Source organism: Martelella sp. FOR1707 (assembly GCF_053484265.1).
Genome location: NZ_JBAKFP010000006.1, coordinates 123,118 through 144,922, shown reverse-complemented (window position 1 = coordinate 144,922; position 21,805 = coordinate 123,118). Strand labels below are relative to the sequence as shown.

Sequence of the window (21,805 nt, the reverse complement as noted above, 5' to 3'; positions counted from 1 at the left end):
AGCCGGGGCCGACTTTCGCAGCCGGCCCCATCCGCACTGAATCGCCCTGGGAGGACGCGATGCTGCATGATTCCTTGAAACATGACATGCCGGAGGAGGCCGGCGACCTCGGATTGCACGATCCGTTGGCCGAATCCTTTCCCCGGTCTCTTGAAGGCCGGTTGCTGTTCTGGATAGCCATCGCATTTTCGGCCTTCCAGATCGCGACCGCGGCCCATTTTATCGACTTTGCCAGCCAGATCGTAAGGGCGGTTCATGTTGGCTTCCTGATGCTGCTGACCTTTCCCTTGATCGCGCTGGCGCGCCGCAAGTCCGGCGCATGGAAAGCGGCCGCCTGGGCACTGGCGCTGGCGGGTGTCGCGGTTGCCCTCTACCAGTATGTGGAATATCTGCCGCTGACCCTTCGCGCCGGCGATCCGCTGCCGCGCGACATCGTTTTCGGCGTCATTGCGCTCACCACCGTGTTCGTGGCGGCCTGGGTGGTGATGGGTCCGGCGCTGCCGGTCATCGCGGGCCTGTTTCTGGCCTACTGTTTTTTCGGCCAGTATTTGCCGTCGCCGCTCAACCATCGCGGCTATGATTTTTCGCAGGTCATTGACCACATGGCCTATGGAACGGAGGGGATCTACGGCATTCCCATCTATGTTTCCTCGACCTATATCTTCCTTTTCATCCTCTTTGGCGCGTTCCTTGAGAAAGCGGGGATGATCAAGCTGTTCACCGACGTCTCGCTCGGCCTGGTGGGCCATCGCACGGGCGGGCCTGCGAAGGTCTCCGTCATTTCCTCCGGCCTGATGGGAACGATATCCGGCTCCGGCGTCGCCAACGTGGTCACGACCGGTCAGTTCACCATCCCGCTGATGAAGAAGTTCGGCTATCGTCCGGCCTTCGCCGGCGGGGTCGAGGCAACGGCATCGATGGGCGGGCAGATCATGCCGCCGGTCATGGGGGCGGTCGCCTTCATCATGGCCGAGACGCTCGGCGTCGAATATCACGAGGTCGTCAAGGCCGCGATCATTCCGGCCATTCTCTACTTCGCATCCGCCTTCTGGATGGTGCATCTGGAGGCCGGAAAACACGGCCTGGTCGGCATGGGAAAAACCGAACTGCCATCCGCCGTCAAGGCCCTGAAGGATGGCTGGTTTCTCGTTCTGCCCCTGGTCGTTCTCGTCTACTTCCTGTTTTCGGGTTATACGCCGCTCTATGCCGGAACCATCGGCCTCGCACTTACCGTGATGCTCATCCTTGGCGGCTCGATTGCGCTCGGGCTTCCGCAAGGCGTTATCCGGCTTATCTTCTGGGTCGGTCTCGGCCTGGTCGCCGCCGCCTTCCTCGCCTACGGAAACCGGGTGATGCTTGTTGCAGTCGCCGGGCTGATTGCCTGGAACGTGCTGTCGAAGGGCGGCCGCGAATCCCTCGTCATCTGTCGCGATGCGCTGGCGGACGGGGCTAAGACGGCGCTTCCCGTCGGCGTTGCATGCGCGGTTGTCGGTATCATTATCGGCACCATGACCCTGACCGGTGCCGCCAACACATTCGGGCAGTTCATCGTGTCCGTCGGGGAAAGCAACCTGTTCCTGTCGCTCGTACTCACCATGATCACCTGCATCGTGCTGGGCATGGGAATACCGACCATACCGAACTATATCATCACCTCGTCGATCGCTGGGCCGGCCTTGCTGGAACTGGGCGTGCCGCTGATCGTCAGCCATATGTTCGTGTTCTATTTCGGCATTCTCGCGGACCTCACCCCGCCGGTGGCGCTGGCCTGTTTCGCGGCGTCGCCGATCGCGAAGGAAAACGGTCTCAAAATCTCGTTGGAAGCCGTCAAGGTCGCTGCCGCCGGCTTTGTGATCCCGTTCATGGCAGTCTATACGCCCGCCCTGATGCTACAGGACGGTGGGCCGCTGGCGACGACGATCGGTTATGCGCCGGCGGTCGCCTACATCGTCTTCAAGACCGCGCTCGCGATCGGCCTTTGGGGAACCGCCGTCATCGGATATGCGGGAGCGCGCCTGAACCCGTTCATGAGGCTCATGGCCGCGGCTGCGGCGGGAAGCCTGATCGTTTCCTTGCCGATAACCGACGAGATCGGCTTTGCGCTGGCGGTCGTCTTTGCGTTCCTGGTCTATCGCAAGATCAGACGCAGCAGCGTTTCGCAGGCGGCGGGCACGTGAGCCTGTGCATTCTCGCTGGCGGCAAGGTGACCGTCATCGCCGCAACCGCGTTCTCGCTTTCCTGGGTTCACTCGGTCGAAAAGATCGAGTGGCAAGAGGACTGGGCGATCGTTGACGCCGAGCTCGTGCTGACTGAGGCGAGGGTGAAGGGATCGGGCGCGGGGATGGACCCCGGCGCCGGCGCCCGCCTTGTCGATGGATGGTGGACGTGGCATCCCGAAACGCCGCCAGTCGGCACGCTTCATCTTGCCGCCTCCGGCGCCACCGTTTCGGGTTGGAAAATCTGCTACGGGCGGCAAAACGATTGCATCTTGCTTGGCGAAGCGGAGGGCGACACGATTGCTCTTGCCGAGTGCGGGCCTGAAGACGGATAAATAGCCTGGAGCAATGCTTGGCCCGGTACTGTCGATGAAACGCTACAAGATTTCCCTGGTTTCGATCGCCGTCGTGTTCGTGTCGGCCGTCGTCGTGTGGTTTCTTGTCGAGGACAGGGTGAGAAAAACCATCCTGGTCCGGCTGGAGCAATCCGCCTTTCTCGCAGCCAGAAGCGTGGAAGCCGAGATCGACCGCTTCAGATACCTGCCGACGATTGCAGGCGAAGACGAGCGGGTGAGGGCGCTCCTGCGCGCGCCGCAGGACCCGGAGCGTATTGCGGCGGCCAACGCCTATCTTTCGACCGCGGTCGCCGCTTCCGGCGCGACCTATCTTTACCTGCTCGACAGCGAAGGTCTGACATTGGCCTCCAGCAACTGGGATCAACCCGATAGTCTGGTCGGCAGGAATTACGGTTTCAGGCCGTATTTCAAGGACGCGATGAAAGAAGGCGATGGCAGCTATTACGGGATCGGCGTTACAACCGGAAAGCCCGGCTATTTCATGTCCCGGCGGATTGGCGCAGGACCGGGCGAACAATCCGGGGTCGTGGTCGTCAAGATCGATCTTCTGCCGCTTGAGGCAAGCTGGAAATCGGCGGCACAGAATCTCTCGCTCGCGGATCGCTACGGCATCGTGTTTCTCACCGGCAACAGCGACTGGAAATACCGGCCGATTGCCGCTCTGACGCAGGCCGCGCTCGACACGCTGATCGCCTCGCGCACCTATGAAGGCGTCGATCTGGGAAGCCGCCGGCCGATCGCCGCCGGCGATAATGCCAGTGATCTCCTCGCAAGCGGCGAAGACCTGTTCGAGAGGATCGACGACAATCTTCTCTCCGCTTCGGTAAGGCTGCCGAGGGAAGACTGGACGCTTTTCGCCAGCACCGATCTGGCGCCCGCCAGAGACAGCGCGACCGTCTGGAGCCTGATCACGGTTCTCGTCGGCATGCTTCTCACCGGCGCGCTTCACTTTCTTCTGCAGCGCCGCCAGCTCGTGGCGCTGCGGCTCCAGCAGAGTGAGATGCTCGAACGCAAGGTCGAGGAGAGGACCCGCGATCTGGCGCGTGAGATCGAGGTGCGCAAGGCGGCGGAACACGATCTCAAGGTCGCCCAGGACGGGCTTGTCCATGCGGAAAAGATGGCGGCGCTCGGCCGCATGTCCGCGGCCATCGTGCATGAGGTCAGTCAGCCGCTCGCGGCGCTGGAGACGACGCTGGCGAGCACCAGCCTGCTGGCGCGATCGGTTGAGGAAAAGGGCGTTGCCAGCAGGATCGAGTCGGCGCGCAATCTCGTCCGGCGGATGCAGAAGACCGTGAAGCATCTCAAGACGTTTTCGAGAAAGGACAGGGCGGAAATCGAAGTCTTCGATTGTGTCGAAAGCCTCAAGGCTGCCGTCGAAATCGCCGGACCGCGGGCGCAAAGGATCGGCGTGAAGCCGAAGATCGAGGCCCCCGATGCAGTATATGTCTCCGGATCGTCCATCCGGCTGGAACAGGTCTTCGTCAACCTGCTGCTGAATGCGATCGACGCTCTTGAGGAAAGCCCGTCACCGCGGATCACGGTCACCGTGAACGCATCCGATGCTTATGTGGATATTGCGGTCGCCGACAATGGCCATGGCATCAGCCCGGAGGATTTCGACCAGGCCATGGAGCCGTTTTTTACCACCAAGGCGGGTAGCGAGGGGCTGGGCCTCGGCCTCTCGATCTCCGCCGCCATCGTCGAGGATCACGGCGGCGCGCTGCGCCTTTCGCCCGATCCACAAGGGGGAACCAGGGCGACTGTCCGGCTGCCGCTGCATGTCGAGAAAGTGAGGGCCGCGGAATGAATAAGGACCATGTCTTCCTTGTCGATGACGACCGTGACCTGCTTGCGTCGGCTTCCGACTGGATCGAGATGAACGGGTTTCAGGTCACCGGCTTCAGCAACGCCGTCGACGCATTGAGACAGCTCGACAACGTCGTTCCCGATGTTCTCGTCTCGGATATCCGGATGCCCGGCGTCGATGGCATGACATTGCTGTCGACTGTGAGGAAGAGCCATCCGGGCTTGCCGGTCATCCTGCTGACGGGGCACGGCGAGACCCAGCTTGCAGTGCAGGCGATGAAGGCCGGCGCGGAAGACTTTCTGGAGAAGCCCTATGACGCCGACCATCTCATCGCAGTGCTCAACAGGGCCATCAAACGCAATACGATGAGCGCCGAGATCAGGCGTCTTCAAAAAGTGGTTCTCAGCTCGCCGGAGGGCGTGGGTGAGATCATCGGCAACCATCCATCGATCGTCCGGTTGAGAGAGAGAATAGCGACGGTCGCTTCGCTGGACGTCAATGTCCTCATCGTCGGCGAGACGGGAACCGGCAAGGAACTTGTCGCCCGGACCCTTCACGCGCAAAGCGACCGTGCGGCGCGGCCGTTCGTGCCGATCAATTGCGCGGCCATACCCGACGCGGCCTTCGAAACCGAGCTGTTCGGCTTCGCCAGGGGCGCGTTTCAGGGCGCGGATAAGGATCGTTCTGGAAAATTCGAATATGCGTCCGGCGGCACTGTGCTGCTGGACGAGGTCGATGCGCTTGCCCCGCCGCTCCAGGCGAAATTGCTGCGCGTCCTGCAGGAGAGAATGGTGGAGCGGTTGGGCGAAAACCGGTCCCGCCCGATCGATGTCCGGATCGTGGCGACGTCCAAAACCGATCTGCAGAGTGCGATCGCGAACAATGAATTCCGCGCGGATCTGTTCTATCGGCTCTCCGGCGTGACCATCTCGGTCCCGCCGCTCAGGGAGCGCGCCAGCGACATTCTTCTGCTTTACGCCCATTTCGCGCGCCTGGCCGCCCGCCGCTATGGCTCAAAGCCCAATGAGATCGAGCCCGAGCACGGCTTTCGCCTCCTCGCGGAAGCGTGGCCGGGCAATGTCCGCGAACTCAAGAACAGGGCCGAAGCACAGGCGCTCGGGATCGACTGGGCTCTCGAAGCCGCATCGCGCGGTGATGCGCAAACAACGCCGACTGCCGGCCTGAATGACGAAATCAGGCAATATGAAAAGTCCCTGATCCAACGTGCACTGACGACCTCCGGCAACAATGTCGCGGAAGCCGCACGGATTTTGCAGATCCCGAGACGAACCCTGAGCGAAAAGATTTCCAAGTTCGGTTTGTGATGATCTGCGGCCTCCCCAAGGGGTGGAGCGCCGCAGCAAAGGCAGATTGTCGGGCGTGTCGCTATACAGGCCGCCAGAAAAAGCCGGCAGGCTCGATCTCGACCAGCGGTGATCAGGATATCGCTCCGGCCGTTCGCGCCAGGCACGATATTAGAACGGCCATCGCGCCGCTACGGCAACGTCACCGCATTCCGGTCCGCGACCCGCTGAAAGGGCAGCGGCGGCGGGTAATTTTTATTCTATTATTTGGACTAAATGAAACAAAACAATTATTCTGCGGTCCGACATCATTCGACACGTAGTCGGGACAATGCGCTACGGCGGCGCGGGAGGCTTGCATATGAGATCTATTGGTATTGGGCTGATCGGAACCGGCTATATGGGAAAATGCCATGCCCTGGCGTGGAACGCCGTCGGCCCGACCTTCGGCGATTGCCCGCCTGTCCGGCTCGTGCATCTGGCCGAGGTCGATCGGGACCTCGCGCGCGATAAGGCGCGGGCCTTCGGCTTCGAGAAGGCGACAGGCGAGTGGCGCGATCTTGTCGCGGACCCCGACGTCGATGTGATCTCGATCGCCGCGCCGAATGCCTTTCATCCGGATATGGCGATCGCGGCGCTGGAAGCCGACAAGCACGTCTGGTGCGAAAAGCCGATGGCGCCCAAGTTCGAGGATGCGCTGAAGATGCGAGACGCCGCACGGGCCGCGGGCCGCGCCGCCGTGCTCGGCTACAACTACATCCAGAACCCGGTGATCCGCCAGATCGCGCGCTTTCTGGAGCAGGGGGCGATCGGCGCGGTCAATCACATCCGCATCGAGATGGACGAGGACTTCATGGCCGATCCGGACCAGTTCTTCTACTGGAAGAGCGAGGCGAGTTCCGGCTATGGCGCGCTTGACGATTTCGCCGTGCATCCGCTGTCGCTGATCCGAATGCTGTTCGGCCGGTTGGCACGCGTCACCACGGACATGGCCAGGCCCTATGCCGAACGTCCGCTGAAGACCGGCGGCAGCCGCGCGGTGGAAACCTATGATATCGCCAGCGTGCTGTTTCGCATGGAAAGCGGCGCTTCCGGCGTGCTGATGGCCAACCGCGCCGCCTGGGGCCGCAAGGGCCGGATCGCGATCCAGATTTTCGGCTCGGCCGGATCGATCATCTATGATCAGGAGCGCATGAACGAGGTGGAGCTCTACCGCGCCGGCGGGCCGGCCGAGGAGGCCGGCTATGCTCGGATTCTCGCAGGCCCTGCTCACCCGCCCTATGGCCAGTTCATTCCCGCGCCCGGCCACGGCCTCGGCTTCAACGACCTCAAGGTGATCGAATGCCGCCACCTGATCGCCGCGATGGCCGAAGAACCCGCCCATGTGATCGACTTCGAGAAAGGCGTCGAAATCGAACGCGCGGTCCACGCCATGGCCGAAGCGCATGAAAAGCGCGGCTGGGTCGACATCGGCTATGATTGAGGGCAATACGCGACTATCGCCGTCAGGCTCCAGCGAGAGCTGCCAGAAGAAGACGGAAAAGACTGGTTCTCCTTCCTAACCGGCTTTGAAAACAGAGCCGTTGTCCACGCGTTGGGCGGGCTTTCGGGGACGACCTTGACGAGGTCTTGGCTTCGCTCGCTCAACTTTTCCAAGGAGCGTGTGCTCGGAATCAGGCGACCGTGCCGCCCAGAGCGAGGGTCAGCGAATTGTCTATATGCTGCTGCAAGGCGCTTTTAGCCGCTTCCACACGCCCTTCGCGCATCGGGATGAGGAAGGCGAGGTGCTCGCGTCTGACGCGTTCGGCGTTGAACGGCGTAACGCGCAACCGGTATTGCACGGCCATCCGGATCTTGATCGCCGTGACCCGATAAACGTTGAGAAATAGCCCGTTATGCATGCTCCCGATCAGCGCGTTGTGCATAGACCAGTCCAGTTTCTGTAGCGCATCCGCGTGTTCCTGCTCCTGGCCGGGTGCGGCGTCCTCTGCCCGTTCAAACTCTCTGATCCAGAATTCGAGCGTCTCCTTCGGAATGTTCCGCATCGCCGCCTCGACGGCGGCCAGTTCCAGCACCTTGCGCAGCTCATAGGCCTCACGCACGAATTGGATATCCATGCTCGGCACCATGAGGCCGCGCTTCGGCAGCGGAATCAGCAAACCTTCAGTCTGGAACCGGGCGATCGCCTCACGGATCGAGCCAAGCGTGGTCCCGGTGAGTTTTACCAGTTCGCGCTGGGAAACGAGTTGTCCAGGCTTCAGTTCGCCGGAATTGAGCAGCGCCTCGATCCGCTCATAGGCCTTTTCGCGCATCATCTGTTCGGGCGGCTCGGAGCTCGGTTCGGGGGAGACCGAATTCGGGGGCGTTTTAGCGGGCATGTCGTCTCTTTTGATGATCAAGCGGATTGCGAGAGGCTGGGGCAAATCGAATCCGATCTTAACATGTCAGGTGCATGTCAACAATTGCGATGCTGCCCGCAATGCGATGCTGAATTGAACAGGAGAGGGAGTAGACGGGCGCAGCGCATAGCTGGCATGCGTCTGAGTGTTGACTAACATGTCAGTTGCATGTAGAGATCTCCGAACATTTTTGAATGTCGTGTTTTCCGACACTGGCGCCGGCCAGCAGCATCAAAAATGGCACGGCTCCATCTTGAGGGCCGGAACCAACGATTGAGCGGGCGGCTTCAGCAATGTCTGATCGTCGTCGGGCGGTTTGGAGAGAGGCTCCGGCCTGCCGTCAGTCGCTATAAACAAGTCTTAGGGAGGCTTCTATGAACAAGATTTTGGCTGCTGCCGCCGGCGGCATTTTGATCGCCACATCCCACGTTTCGCTCGCGCATGCGGCGGATTACAACATGGTCCTGTCGATGCAGGTCACCGATCCCGACAGCCCGATCTATCAGGCCTTCGAATATATGGAATCGGAGATCAACAAGCGGAGCGACGGCCGCATTTCCGCGAAACTCTACGGCGGCGGCGCGCTCGGCGGCGACCGTGAAGTGGCCGAGAGCATCGCGCTCGGCGATGTCCAGCTCACCACGATGAGCACATCACCGCTGGTTCCCTTCGTAGAACAGCTGGCTGTCTTCGATATCCCGTACATTTTCCCGGCCGACCCCAATCTGCAGAAGCAGGTCCTGCTAGATAGCGAGTTTTCCAAGAGCCTTGAAGGCTACATGGAGCCCAGCGGTTTCCGCCTCGCCGGCTTCTTCAACATCGGCTTCCGCCAGTTGACCACTTCCGATGTTCCCGTTCACTCGGTCGAGGATATCGAGAAGGCCAAGCTCCGCATCCGTGTTCAGGAAAACCCCTATCACATCGAGATGTGGAACCTTCTTGGCGCCGCGCCGACCCCGATTGCCTACACCGAACTTTACGGCGCGCTGCAGCAGGGCGTTGTTGATGGTCAGGAAAACCCCTACCTCAACATCCTCTCCGGCAAGTTCTATGAAGTTCAGGACTACCTGACCGAGACCAACCATATTCTGCTCGCAAACCTCATTCTGATGGACAATGCCTGGTACCAGAGCCTGCCCGAAGACCTGCAGGAGGTCGTGGACGGTGTTCTCGACGATGCCATCGAAACGCAGTGGGATGCGCAGAATGCAGCGCTTGCTGATCAGCGCGCCGAACTGGCCGAGCATATGGAAATCATCCCGCTGACGCCGGAGGCGCTGGCCGAATTCCAGGAACGCACCGCGCCGATGATCGACCAGATTCGCGCCGATGTCGGCGACGATATCGTTGATGGTCTGCTGAACGCGATCGATCAGGCGAATACCGCCAACTGATCTGTCCTGACGGATGCGGGGCGCGTGCGTGGCGCGCGTCCCGTTTTCGACATTGCAGGATATGCATCTGAAATACCGCGCATCTGGGCGAAGGGCCGCATCTCGCGTGATTGCAGGCGTGCCACCGTGGAGACACTCATGATCAAGGAAATGTTCGACCTCAGTGGCAAGACCGCGTTTGTCAGCGGCTCCAGCCGAGGGATCGGATTTGCGATTGCCGAGGCTTTTGCCGATGCCGGCGCAACGGTCGTCATCAATTCCAGAAAGCCGGAAAGTCTGGCGGAAGCGCAGGCGAAGCTTGCGGACAAGGGCTACGCCGTCCACGCCGTTCCCTTTGATGTCACGGACAGCGAGGTAGTGGCGGCCGGCATAGAGAAGATCGAAACCGAGATCGGCGCCATCGATATCGCGGTCAACAATGCAGGCATCCAGCGCCGGTCGCCGTTTACCGAAATCACGGACGAACTCTGGCGCGACGTGATCGAAACCAATCTCAACGCGGTTTTCTTCGTCGGTCGCGAGGTTTCGGCGCGCATGGCGGAACGCAAGCGCGGCAAGATCATCAACATCTGCTCGCTTGCCAGCGAAGTCGGCCGGCCGAGTATTGTTCCCTACACCACCACCAAGGGCGCCGTGCGCATGCTGACCAAGGGCATGTGCTGCGAGCTCGCAGGCCACAACATTCAGGTCAACGGTATCGGCCCCGGCTATTTCCGCACCGAGCTCAACACCGATCTCTTCGAGAACAAGGAATTCAACGACTGGGTCTGCGCGCGCACGCCCGCCGGTCGTTGGGGAGAGCTGGACGAGTTGAAGGGCGTTGCCGTGTTCCTGGCCTCCGAAGCCGCGAGCTTCATGAACGGCCAGGTGCTCTATGTCGACGGCGGCCTGCTGAGCGGCATGTAGATGCCGCCGACCGTCGCGCCGGGCCCAGCGCCCGCAGCCGCAAATTCCAACCAGAATGCCTGGACGCATCATGACTGAACACAAGAAAATACTGGTCAATACCGAGCAGTTCAAAAACGGCGATGCCCTGTTTGATCCGCTGAAGGAGGCGGGCTTTACGGTCGAGGTCAATGAGACCTTCCGTCTTCCGAGTGAGGGCGAACTTATCGAAAAGCTGCAGGATGGCGTTGTCGCCACCATTGCCGGCGGCGAGCCCTATACGGCGCGTGTGCTGCAATCGGCGCCGTCGCTGCGCATCATCGCGCGCTGGGGCGTGGGGTATGATAAGGTCGATGTGGACGCGGCAAGCGCTGCCGGCGTTCCGGTTGCCATGGCCTTTGGCGCCAATCACGAAAGCGTGGCCGAATACGCCCATGCCATGGCGCTGACGCTGGCCTGCCGCATCGTTCCGCGCGATCAGATGGTGAAGTCCGGCCAGTGGTTCTTCGATGGTTTCCACCCCGGCCTCTGGGGGCGCACCGCCGGTATCATCGGCCTTGGCCGGATTGGCGGCGCCATGGCGCGGCGTTGCGTGGCAAGCCAGATGGACACGCTCGTCTACGATCCCTTCGCCAGCGACGAACAGATCGAAGGCCTCGGCGCCAAGCGGGTTGAAAATCTGGAAGAGCTGTTTTCGAGGGCAGACCTGATCTCAGTCCACGCACCCTCGACGCCCGAGACCCGCCATCTTGTCAATGCCGCGCGGCTGGCGCTCGTCAAGCCAACGGCCATTCTGGTGAACACCTCGCGCGGTCCGCTGATCGACGAAGCAGCGCTTGTTGCAGCGCTGAAGGAAGACCGCATTGGCGGCGTCGGCCTCGACGTGTTCGAAACCGAGCCCCTTCCGGCCTCTTCACCGCTGCGCGAATTCTCCAACGTGCTCCTGTCGCCGCACGTCTCGGGCATGGACAAGATGGCCGAAAGGCTGGTCACCGAGCGCTGCGTCTCAAACATTCTCGACTATCTGTCCGGCCACCACCAGAGGATCCGTCCTTATGTGGTCAACCCCGGCGTACTCAAAGGCGAAAGCAATGACTAAGCGTATCGAAGGCATCATTCCGGTGATGATTACGCCGTTCAAGGACGACGGCACGATTGATTATTCGGGACTTTCGCGGCTGATCGAATGGTATATCGCCAATGGCTGCGATGCGCTTTTCGCCGTCTGCCAGTCGAGCGAAATGCTCTTTCTCAGCCTCGAAGAACGGGTTGCGCTCGCAAAATTCGTCGTCGAAACCGTGGGCGGCCGTCTTCCTGTCGTCGCTTCCGGCCATGTCAGCGACAAGCTGGAAGATCAGGCGCGCGAACTCAGTGCCGTCGCCGAAACCGGCGTCGACGGGCTGGTGCTCGTCACCAACCGTCTTGACGCAGGCCAGAAGGGCGGGACCGCCTTTATTGACGATCTTGGCTGGCTGATGGAGAAACTGCCGGAGGACCTGCCGCTTGGTCTTTACGAATGCCCGGCACCATACCGGCGGCTTTTGAGCGACGACGAACTGATGTTCTGCGCGCGCTCGGATCGTTTCGGCATCCTGAAAGATGTCTCCTGCGACCTCGAAACGGTGCGCCGGCGCGTGGCGTTGACAGCAGACACCTCGCTTGCCATCGTCAATGCCAATGCAGCGATTGCGCATCAGGCGATGCTCTCGGGCTCGAACGGTTTTACCGGGGTGTTCACGAATTTCCATCCAGACCTCTATAAATGGCTATTGACCAAGGGGCCGCAACACAGCGAACTCGCTGACGAACTGGCTGTTTTCCTTGCGCTCGCCGCCATGGCAGAGCCGATGGGCTATCCCAAGCTTGCCAAGCTCTATCACCAGCGCCTGGGGACGTTCGGAGGCATCGCCAGCCGGGCTGTTGACTTCGACATCGCCGAAAAATACTGGGCGCTGGAAGCGCTTCTGGGGCACATCGAAACCGGCACGGCGCAATTCCGCGAAAAGGTGGCAAAAGCCGGATGAACTTGCCGATGGCGCGGCTGTCACGACCGCGCCCGGCTTCCTCGTGAAGAGATTGGGAGGTGAGCATGAAAGCCCTGCGTTTCCTGGAACGCTATTTTGAGCGCATCCTTTTGACGGGCGCGTTGCTCGTCATGTCCGTGGTCCTGTTTGCGCAGGTGATCATGCGGTACTTCCTGCGTTCGCCGTTCACATGGTCGGAGGAACTGGCGCGCTATGTGCTGGTCTGGTCGGCGATTGTCGGGGTCAGCCTCGCCGTGCGGGAAAGACGGCATATCAGCGTCGATTTCCTGCCGTTGCTGTTCGGTGAAAAAAGCTATCGGGTGTTTGCGGTCATTGCCCATATCGGCATGCTCGTCTTCAGCTCCATCATGATTTCGGCCAGCATTCCGTTGATCGAGCGTCTTGCCATGCTGGGCCAGACGTCGCCGGCGCTCGGCATTCCGATGTGGGTTGTCTATGCCGCCATTCCGGTGGGTTTCAGCCTCACCTTGGTCAGAACGATCCAGGCGCTGATCGTCGATTTCGTCGCCAAGCAGATCCCGCTAAACGAGCATGGAGACATCTGATGTATCCGGCGCTGTCCATCATTTCGTTTTTTGTTCTGCTGCTGCTCACCGTGCCGGTTGCCATTGCGCTCGGCTATGGCGCTATCATCCCGGGGTGGTTCGGCGCGCCGGTCAACACCGGACAGACCGTTCGAACGATCGTCACCGCAATCGATTCCTTCCCGTTTCTGGCTGTCCCGCTGTTCATGATGGCGGGCGACCTGATGACCAAGGGCGGCCTTGCGCGCCGGCTGTTCAGCTTTGCCGATGCCTTGATCGGCGGGCTGAACGGCGGTCTGGCGATCGCGACCGTGATGGCCTGTATGCTGTTCGGCGCGATTTCGGGTTCCTCGCCCGCAACGGTCGCCGCCATCGGTGCCATGGCAATCCCGCTCCTGACCAAGCAGGGCTACGATCTCAGATTCGCCACTGTGCTGGTGACGACGGCCGGCACGCTCGGCGTGATCGTGCCGCCCAGCATTCCGATGATCATCTACGGCATGTCGGCGAATGTCTCCGTCAGCGCTCTGTTCATCGGCGGCGTGTTCCCGGCGCTGCTGATCGGCGGCCTTTTGATGTGCTATGCCTTCTGGTATGGCACGCGCCACAAGGACAGGATCGAAACCGATGCGGGCCGGGTGTCGAAGTTCAGGGCCTTTATCGACAGCTTCTGGGCGCTGCTGGCCCCTGTCATCGTGCTCGGCGGCATCTATTCCGGTGTCTTCACGCCCACTGAAGCGGCCGCGATCGCGGTTGCCTACAGCGCCTTCGTTTCGATCGTCGTGTTCCGCGAGCTGACGCCACTGGGCGTGGTTCGAACCGTCGCCGGAACCGCATTGACCATCGCGCCAATCCTCATTCTGGCCGGAACCGGCGCGGCGATCGGACGAACGCTCAACCTGCTCGGCGTGCCGACCATGCTCGGCAATCTGATTGGCGGAAACGTTTCGAACGAGCTGGTTCTGCTGCTGTTGATCAATGTGATGCTGCTGGTGGTCGGCATGGTCATGGAGACGCTTGCCGCGATCATCGTCCTCACGCCGATCTTGTTGCCGCTGATCTCTCAGTACAACGTTGACCCGATCCACTTCGGTCTGATCATGACCGTCAACCTGGCGATCGGCTTCATCACCCCGCCCGTGGGCTCCAATCTCTATATCGCCAGCGGCCTGACCGGCCTAAGCGTGGTCAAGATCGTGCAGGGTTTGATGGTGCCCCTCTGCCTGCTTCTGGTCGGTCTTCTCATCATCACCTTCTGGCCACAGCTCACGCTCTGGCTGCCCTCGGTGGTCGGCAATTAGAGTATCCGTCTTGATCAAGCTGCATTTTTGACCATTTTCGAACATCGCGGATGAGCGCGTTTGACCCGCTCATCCGCTGCCGCGATCACGAGGCCTTGCCCTTGCAGCAAAGCGCGATGGCTGCCTCCAAGGATGATTGGCCGTAAACAGCCTTATAAGCTCTTCGGGCAGAGACTTCTCGGGACATGTCCTCCTCCTTGAAGAGGCATGTCTAAAACACATAGCAGAACTGTCGTAGCGCCTTGTTGCCACCAAGCAAAATAACCTTTAATTGGTATTTTAAATGCCAATTAAAGGTTATGGCGGATCATGCGACTGACGAGCTTTACGGATTACGGGCTGCGCGCCCTCATGCGGATGGCAAGCGATCCCGAACGGGTGTTCTCGACGGCGGAGATCGCCGAGGAGTTCAGGGTCTCCCGCAATCACCTGAACAAGATCATGCAGCGGCTTGCCCATCACGGCATCGTCGATACCCGCAGAGGAGCGGGCGGCGGGGCGATCCTCGCGCGCGCCTCATCCGAGATTGGACTTGGCGAGATCATTCGGCTTCTCGAAGAGGGTCAGTCTCTCGTTGAGTGTTTTTCGCCGGACGGCGATTGCAGCGTCACGCCGGTCTGTCGCCTCAAACATACACTTGCTGCTGCTGAAGCAGCCTTTCTGGCCGAGTGTGATCGCAAGACGCTCGCCGACATTGCCCTGCCGGCAGAAAAGCCGGCAATTGCCTGACCAAAGGAGGCACTCCATGTTTTCCCCCAACCAAAAAAACAACCGATTCCTTGCCGGGCTTCTCGGCATGGGCGCCGCCCTGGTTCCGGTTTCGGCCTCCGCCCATGTGAAGTGGTTCGCGCCCTATATCGTCGACGCGGCGCCAGCGCCGCTCACGCGCACACTGAGCGATCCCTATTTCTGGACCGGAATCGTCCTGGTCCTGGTCTTTTTCATCGCCGCGCGGCTGATCGAGCGCAGCGCCGCCGGTACCGCGACACTGGATGTCATGGACCGGGTGACCGATCCGCTGTGGCGGCACCTTGACGCCTTTATGCGCATCGTCGTTGCCGGGTTCTTCGTGGCGATTTTTGCCGTCGGCGGTATTTATCTGACGCCAGATCTGCAGACGCCCGCCGAATGGGTCAGTTGGCTGCAGCTTCTGATCGCCGCCGGCATCGTGTCGCGCAAGACCATGCCGCTTTCGGCGGCGGGCATCATCTTCCTTTGGGTTCTGGCGCTGCGCGATTACGAGTTCTTCCATCTGCTCGACTATCTGGCGCTTGGCGTTGCTGTCGCGGGCTATCTGGTGCTTGAAAGCTCCAACCGCCCGGACTGGCGCAAGCATCGCTTCGAACTGCTGCGCTGGGGCGTCGCCATCGCGCTGATGTGGTCGAGCCTCGAAAAATTCGCCTATCCGGAATGGTTCTATCCGCTGGTGGTCGAAAAGCCCTTCCTGACCTTTGGCATTCCGCGCGACATGTTCATCCCGATGGCGGGTGTTGCCGAATTCACCATGGGCTTCGGCCTGCTGGCGACGCCGCTCATCCGCAGGCTTTCGGCCATCGCGCTTTTCGTGATCTTCAATGCCGCCGTTTACCCCTTCGGGCGGATCGACCTGATCGGCCACGCGCTGATCATGGCCATCATCGTCGCCATCGCAGTCGACCATACTCGGGAGCTGCATTTCTGGGGCTGGATCCGGCGCTCGCTTGTCGGCGTTCCGCTCGGCCTTGCGTCGGCGCTGGTGATTTTTGCAACCGCCTATTGGGGCCTTCATGCCGCCTTCTTCGGCCCGGATGCGCAGACGATGGCCGAGCTGCGCACCGAACAGACCGAAATGGCGACCCACACCTTCTCGCTTGAGTATCCGCACGGTCCGATCGCCTCTCCGGATATGAACGGTGACAATAGCGGGCAGGGAACGGAAGCCCCGGACGCCGGCGCGCTGACGGTGACCGAAGCCTATGAGCAGTCGATGATGGGCATGCATGAAGAGATGATGGAAGGTCTCCGCCATGACGATCCGGACGTTGCCTTTGTGCTCGGCATGATCCCGCACCACCAGGGCGCCATCGACATGGCCCGCATCCAGCTCGCTGCCGGATCGGATCGCGTCAATATGGCACTGGCGCAGCATATCATCGCCGAGCAGCAGAAGGAGATCGACGCCATGCGCGCCTGGCTGCGTCAGCGTGGTATCGAAAGCGAGTGATCGCAAGGCCACACTTTGGTCATTGAAGGGGCGGGCGATCCTCCGCCCCTGCATCCGCGAGGCGGCAAGACGGATTGAAAGCCGCCTTGCCGCCTCGCCTTATGGCGGAGAGGGCAGGGGGCCGGCGCGAAGCCCTTTGAACGCGACAGAATGGAAGCCGGCATCGCCATGAAGCGCTGGCGGCGTCATTTCGGATCTCGGTGATCTTCCGACCTATGGCAGCGTTCTGGCGACGGGGCAGGCATCCTTTCTGCGCAATCGCAAGAATAGCGTTCTCGATACCCATCCCGAAGTCAAGGAACTGTTTGACAAGCGCTGGCTTCATCTGTTCGCCCTGCAAGACAGAGAGATTGCATAGCGATATCACGCGAAGGGCGGTTGGAAAGAGGAGCGACCGGCCGAACCGACGTCCCAATAAACTGCCGATGAATAGTCCCTAGGCCGTGTCCGTTTCCGGATACTCGACCGGCTCTTTTTGCAGCGCGGGCGGGTGGGTTTCGGTGTTCATGGTCATGATGCTGGCGGCAAGGCCGATTTTTCTGAATTCCGTGGGGCTGACGCGGAAATAGCGGCGGAACACCTTCGCGTAATAATTCGGGTCGGCAAAGCCGGACATGCCGGCTACCTCTTTGATCGTATGGTCGCCGCTTGCCAGCAGCCGTGTCGATTGTTTCAGGCGGCGCAGGAGCACGTATTCTGCGGGCGGCATGCCTTCCGACTGGGCAAAGAGCCGCGAGAAATGCGCGCGGCTGAAGCCGGATATTTCGGCCAGCCTGTCCACAGGCAACGGCTTTTCCAGATTGGCATCGATATAATGGGTCACCCGCTGCATCGCCCGGCTTTCCACCGGGGGCATGGTGTGAACGCCGAAAACGTCGTCATACAGCAGCATTGTCACCTCATAGGCGACGGCAGAGGCCCGGGCCGGGGTGTCGGTTTCCGAAGAGATCAGTCGACCGAGACAATCGGCGAGCTGATTGACCGTCTCCTCCTTCAGTTTCAGTACGGGACCGGTGGTTGCCAAAACCGCCCTTTGGATGCGCATCGCCTCCTCGCCATTGAGCGAGATCCAGAAGAACTCCCACATGCCGCCCTCTTCCAGCCAGTAACGGTGATTGTGCGGGATGAGGGTGAGCATGGTTTCACCCGGCCGGATTCGGTAGGTCTGGTTTTCAAAACGCAGGTTTCCCGCACCGGCGATCGTGTGCTGGATCACCGAGTATGGGCTTTGCCCGCGGCGCCTTCCATCCCACTGATAGTCCGGCTTGGTGCGGATCTCGTAGCCGGCGCTGACCGGCATGGCATGCAGATCCTGATGGCCCCGCGGCAGCGAAATCAGACGTCCGATGGGCGCTTTCTCTCGCAATTCCTGCAGCACAAAATTACCCATGAAAGCACAAATCCCTCTCTGTGATGTTCCGCAGAGTGCTGCATAATGCCGGCCGGGAGTTTGAAAAACAAGCATAGCAGGCAGAGTATATCCGTCAGGCCAACCTTTTCGGTAAGGCCTTTCCGGAAGTGGCGAACCTGTGTGTTGCGTTTGATTTTACCCTGTGTGTAGTTCCTGTTTCAGGGAGGCGGCTATGAGCGCTTTCAAAATAGCCATTATCGGCGCCGGCAGCGTCGGTTTCACCAAGACGCTGTTCAAGGATATCCTGTGCGTTCCGGAGTTCGCGGACATCGAGGTCGCGCTGACGGATATCAGCGAGAAGAACCTGACGATGGTGAAAACCATCCTCGAGAAGATCGTTGAGGCCAACGGCCTGCCGACCACCATCACCGCGACCACGGACCGCCGAAAGGCGATCGAGGGCGCGCGCTATGTGATTTCCTGCGTTCGCGTCGGTGGGCTTGAGGCTTACGCCGACGATATCCGCATTCCGCTGAAATACGGCGTCGACCAGTGCGTCGGGGACACGATCTGCGCCGGCGGCATTCTCTACGGCCAGCGCAATATTCCGGTCATTCTGGATTTCTGCAAGGACATCCGCGAGGTGGCCGAGCCCAGCGCCCGCTTCCTCAACTATGCCAATCCGATGGCGATGAACACCTGGGCTGCCAATGAATACGGCAAGGTCGATACGATCGGCCTTTGCCATGGCGTCCAGCACGGCGCGGAACAGATCGCGGAAGTGCTCAGCGTTAAACAGGACGAACTCGATTATATCTGCTCCGGCATCAACCATCAGACCTGGTTCACCGATCTGCGCGTCAACGGCCGCAGAATCGAAAAGGACGAACTGATCGCCGCCTTCGAGGCGCATCCGGTGATCTCGAAACAGGAAAAGGTCCGCATCGACGTGCTGAAGCGTTTCGGCGTCTACTCGACCGAAAGCAACGGCCACCTGTCCGAATACCTGCCCTGGTATCGCAAGCGCCCGGAGGAAATTACCCGCTGGATCGACATGTCCGACTGGATTCATGGCGAAACCGGCGGCTATTTGCGCTACACGGCGGAAAATCGCAACTGGTTCGAGACCGAATATGACGGCTTCCTTGAAGATGCGGCAAAGCCGATCGACCCGAAGAAGCGCTCGAGCGAACATGCCAGCTATATTCTCGAAGGGCTCGAGACCGGCCGGGTCTATCGCGGCCATTTCAACCGCAAGAACAACGGCGTGATCACCAATCTGCCGGATGACTGCATCATTGAATCGCCCGGCTTTGTTGACCGTTTCGGTCTCAACATGGTCGCCGGCATCACGCTGCCGGAAGCCTGTGCTGCTACCTGCATGGCCTCGATCAACGTGCAGCGCATGTCGGTTCATGCGGCCGTCACCGGCGATCTCGATCTTCTGAAACTGGCCGTCCTGCACGATCCGCTGGTCGGCGCCGTCTGCACGCCGGAGGAGGTCTGGCAGATGGTGGACGAGATGGTTGTCGCCCAGGCCGCATGGCTGCCGCAATATGCGCATGCCATCGACGGCGCCAAAGAGCGGCTTTCTAGGGCCACGGTCAAAACCCGCGAATGGGATGGGGCGGCTCGCCGGCATATTCGCTCGGTCGATGAAATGCGCGCGGAAAAGGAAGCCGAGCGAGCGGCGGCCAACGCCTGACGTTTTAATCTCGACCGGTCCGGCGGCATGCCGGTCCGGTCTTTCCTGTTCCGGCGGCCTTGTGGGTAGGAGCCTTGCCGGCGGAACAACCGGCGAACGGCCATGCGCCTTCGCATTCAGTGTCAAAACGGGAGGACGACACGATGACACCGCACCTTTCTGCCCGACATCTGGCCAGTGTCCTGGCCGCCGGGATTTCAAGCCTCGCCCTTGTTTCCGGAGCACTCGCTTCGGAAATGACGGTCGTGCCGCCGCAGCCGGATTTCCCGGCCCAGGCCAAGATCACCTATGTGCCGCGCAACGCGATCGAGGAATTCAGATCGCTGCCATCCTATTCCGAACCGGAATGGGTGACGGAGCAATTTGTCGACACCGGCGCGCTGCCGCCCGTCGAGGAACGGCTGCCGAAGGAGCCACTGGTCTTCAAGACCGGCAACATGCCGGACGGCATGGGCGTTTACGGCGGCACGCTGCGCCATGTGATCGGGGGCCGGCCGGAAGGCTGGAACTATCAGGCCGGCCAGGCGCAGGGATGGGGCGGCATCGACATCGGCATGTATGAGTGCCTGACCCGCACCGCGCCGCTCTATCAGGTTGAGGCGAGTGACATGGAGCCCTTGCCCAACCTTGCCAAGAGCTGGGAGTGGTCGGAGGACGGGCACACGCTGACCATGCACCTGATCGAGGGTGCGAAATGGTCGGATGGCGAGCCCTTTACCTCCGAAGACGTTATGTTCATGTGGGAAGACAATATCGTCGACCCGAATGTGTCTCCGCTCAATGGCGCAACGCGCGAAACCTTCGGCTCCGACACGACACTGAAGGCCGTGGACGACTACACGGTCGAATGGACCTTTGCCGAAGCCTTCCCGCGCCAGTATCTGTTCAACATGGCCTATGGCGATTTCTGCCCCGGCCCGGCGCATATACTGAAGACCAAACACCCGAAATATGCCGATACGACCTATGACGAGTATCGCAACGGCTTTCCGCCGGAAATGATGAACTGGCCGGTCATGGGCGCCTGGGCGCCGGTCGAATACCGGCCCGACGATATCATCGTTCTGCGCCGCAATCCCTATTACTGGAAAGTCGATGAGGACGGCCACCAGCTGCCCTACATCGATGAGCTGCAGTACAAGCTGTCGACTTGGGCCGACCGCGACATCCAGACGATTGCGGGTTCCGCCGATCTTTCCAACCTCGAACAGCCGGAAAACTTCGTCGTGGCACTGCGCCGCGCCGCCGAGGAGGATGCACCGGCAAGACTGGCATTCGGCCCGCGCCTGATCGGCTACAACATGCGCATGAACCTCTCCGGCAATGGCTGGGGCGATCCTGACGAACGCGCCCAGGCCGTGCGTGAGCTCAACCGCAATCCGGACTTCCGCAAGGCCGTGACCATGGCGCTCGACCGTCAGGCGATTGGGGATTCGCTGGTGCGCGGCCCGTTCACCGCCATCTACCCCGGCGGCCTGAATTCCGGCACCAGCTTCTATGACCGGGAATCGACCTATTACTATCCTTATGACCCGGAAGGCGCGAAGGCACTGCTTGCCTCCGTCGGCCTTGAGGACACGGACGGCAACGGTTTCGTCAACTGGCCTGCCGACACGCTGAATGGTGCGGATGTGGACATCGTGCTGCTGGTCGGATCGAACTACACGACAGACCTAAACCTTTCGGAAGCCGTGATCGGCCAGCTCCAGCAGGTCGGCCTCAGGGTCATTCAAAACGCAGTCGAAAACAATCAGTATGACTCGATGCGCTATGCCGGTGACTTTGACTGGCACATCCTGCGCAATCCGCCCTCTCTTGCATCTGTGGTTCAGGGCACGACGCAGCTGGCCCCGGTCGGCCCCCGTACCAGCTGGCATCACCGCGCCGGCCCGGACGGAACCGTCGACCTTATGCCTTATGAGAAAGAGATGGTTGATATCGTCAACCAGTTCATCGCAACCGACGATGACAATGAGCGCGCCGAGCTGATGAAACAGTATCAGACCGTCGCAACGCAGAACGTCGACATGGTTGGACTGACGGAATATCCGGGCGCGCTGATCGTGAACAAGCGTCTCGACAATGTCGCCGCCGGTGCGCCGATCTTCATGTTCAACTGGGCGGAAGACGCGATTATCCGCGAGCGCATGTTCGTTCCGGCGGACGAGCAGCAGGACTATCAGCTGTTTCCGCAAACGCTTCCCGGCAAGCTGGGCGGCGACGGCCCGGTCGAAGGCTGACACCCGAAAGCGTCGCGGCGGCTCTTGCGAAAGCGCCGCCGCCAACCTCGCGGACCGGCGACCCTGTTCTCCTCC

The 21,805-nt window shown here is 60.8% G+C and carries 17 protein-coding genes; 15 read left to right on the top strand and 2 right to left on the bottom strand.

Translation table 11 applies throughout. The annotated features are described in order from the left end of the window. Window positions 1-59 precede the first annotated feature (59 nt). The 5 genes from V6765_RS17675 to V6765_RS17655 all read left to right on the top strand — a co-directional run bounded on the left by V6765_RS17675 (window position 60) and on the right by V6765_RS17655 (window position 7,166). The gene (locus V6765_RS17675) at window positions 60-2,177 is read left to right on the top strand and encodes a TRAP transporter permease (protein WP_448431169.1); all 2,118 of its coding nucleotides are present in this window, start codon (window positions 60-62) and stop codon (window positions 2,175-2,177) included. Next, window positions 2,174-2,551 carry a DUF1850 domain-containing protein gene (locus V6765_RS17670; RefSeq protein WP_448431167.1) on the top strand — a complete coding sequence of 126 codons (378 nt, stop codon included), beginning with the start codon at window positions 2,174-2,176 and terminating at the stop codon, window positions 2,549-2,551. The genes V6765_RS17675 and V6765_RS17670 overlap by 4 nt, the downstream gene beginning before the upstream one ends. 34 nt (window positions 2,552-2,585) lie before the next feature. Next, a complete protein-coding gene (locus V6765_RS17665) occupies window positions 2,586-4,379 on the top strand; it encodes a sensor histidine kinase (protein ID WP_448431165.1) in 1,794 nt (597 codons plus the stop codon). Next, window positions 4,376-5,704, top strand: a complete 1,329-nt coding sequence (locus V6765_RS17660) for a sigma-54-dependent transcriptional regulator (protein ID WP_448431163.1) — start codon at window positions 4,376-4,378, stop codon at window positions 5,702-5,704. Before V6765_RS17665 ends, V6765_RS17660 begins: the two co-directional genes overlap by 4 nt. 340 nt (window positions 5,705-6,044) lie before the next feature. Beyond that, complete coding sequence (locus tag V6765_RS17655) at window positions 6,045-7,166, top strand: Gfo/Idh/MocA family protein (RefSeq protein ID WP_448431161.1); 1,122 nt, start codon at window positions 6,045-6,047, stop codon at window positions 7,164-7,166. A 190-nt stretch (window positions 7,167-7,356) separates the two neighbouring features. Here the strand turns inward: V6765_RS17655 and V6765_RS17650 are convergent, their stop codons facing one another. Then, window positions 7,357-7,995 carry a GntR family transcriptional regulator gene (locus V6765_RS17650; RefSeq protein WP_448431158.1) on the bottom strand — a complete coding sequence of 213 codons (639 nt, stop codon included), beginning with the start codon at window positions 7,993-7,995 and terminating at the stop codon, window positions 7,357-7,359. Window positions 7,996-8,456: 461 nt separating this feature from the next. Between V6765_RS17650 and V6765_RS17645 the strand changes: the two genes are divergently transcribed. From V6765_RS17645 to copM, 8 genes are all read left to right on the top strand, one after another. Beyond that, window positions 8,457-9,476, top strand: coding sequence for a TRAP transporter substrate-binding protein (locus V6765_RS17645; RefSeq protein ID WP_448431156.1), 1,020 nt, complete (start codon window positions 8,457-8,459; stop codon window positions 9,474-9,476). 138 nt (window positions 9,477-9,614) lie between these two features. Continuing rightward, on the top strand, window positions 9,615-10,382 hold the full coding sequence (locus tag V6765_RS17640; protein ID WP_448431154.1) for a glucose 1-dehydrogenase: 768 nt from the start codon (window positions 9,615-9,617) through the stop codon (window positions 10,380-10,382). Between the two features lie 70 nt (window positions 10,383-10,452). Continuing rightward, entirely contained in the window at window positions 10,453-11,460 is a 1,008-nt protein-coding gene (locus V6765_RS17635) for a phosphoglycerate dehydrogenase (protein ID WP_448431152.1), read from the top strand. Then, complete coding sequence (locus V6765_RS17630) at window positions 11,453-12,385, top strand: dihydrodipicolinate synthase family protein (RefSeq protein WP_448431150.1); 933 nt, start codon at window positions 11,453-11,455, stop codon at window positions 12,383-12,385. Before V6765_RS17635 ends, V6765_RS17630 begins: the two co-directional genes overlap by 8 nt. Before the next feature lie 65 nt (window positions 12,386-12,450). Beyond that, the gene (locus V6765_RS17625; RefSeq protein WP_448431148.1) at window positions 12,451-12,951 is read left to right on the top strand and encodes a TRAP transporter small permease; all 501 of its coding nucleotides are present in this window, start codon (window positions 12,451-12,453) and stop codon (window positions 12,949-12,951) included. Further along, window positions 12,951-14,231 carry a TRAP transporter large permease gene (locus V6765_RS17620; RefSeq protein WP_448431146.1) on the top strand — a complete coding sequence of 427 codons (1,281 nt, stop codon included), beginning with the start codon at window positions 12,951-12,953 and terminating at the stop codon, window positions 14,229-14,231. The genes V6765_RS17625 and V6765_RS17620 overlap by 1 nt, the downstream gene beginning before the upstream one ends. A 309-nt stretch (window positions 14,232-14,540) precedes the next feature. Continuing rightward, on the top strand, window positions 14,541-14,960 hold the full coding sequence (locus V6765_RS17615; RefSeq protein WP_448431144.1) for an RrF2 family transcriptional regulator: 420 nt from the start codon (window positions 14,541-14,543) through the stop codon (window positions 14,958-14,960). 16 nt (window positions 14,961-14,976) lie between these two features. Further along, the gene (gene copM / locus V6765_RS17610; protein ID WP_448431142.1) at window positions 14,977-16,434 is read left to right on the top strand and encodes a CopM family metallochaperone; all 1,458 of its coding nucleotides are present in this window, start codon (window positions 14,977-14,979) and stop codon (window positions 16,432-16,434) included. Window positions 16,435-16,870: 436 nt separating this feature from the next. On the opposite strand, the gene V6765_RS17605 is transcribed toward copM, so the two are convergent. Further along, window positions 16,871-17,824: a helix-turn-helix domain-containing protein gene (locus V6765_RS17605; protein WP_448431519.1), complete on the bottom strand. Its 954-nt coding sequence runs from the start codon at window positions 17,822-17,824 to the stop codon at window positions 16,871-16,873. Between the two features lie 193 nt (window positions 17,825-18,017). Here V6765_RS17605 and melA point away from each other — a divergent pair, with 193 nt between their 5' ends. Further along, window positions 18,018-19,490, top strand: coding sequence for an alpha-galactosidase (gene melA, locus V6765_RS17600; protein ID WP_448431140.1), 1,473 nt, complete (start codon window positions 18,018-18,020; stop codon window positions 19,488-19,490). A gap of 143 nt (window positions 19,491-19,633) precedes the next feature. Then, window positions 19,634-21,730 (top strand): ABC transporter substrate-binding protein, encoded by a 2,097-nt coding sequence (locus tag V6765_RS17595; RefSeq protein WP_448431138.1) that lies wholly within the window; start codon window positions 19,634-19,636, stop codon window positions 21,728-21,730. Window positions 21,731-21,805 lie beyond the last annotated feature (75 nt).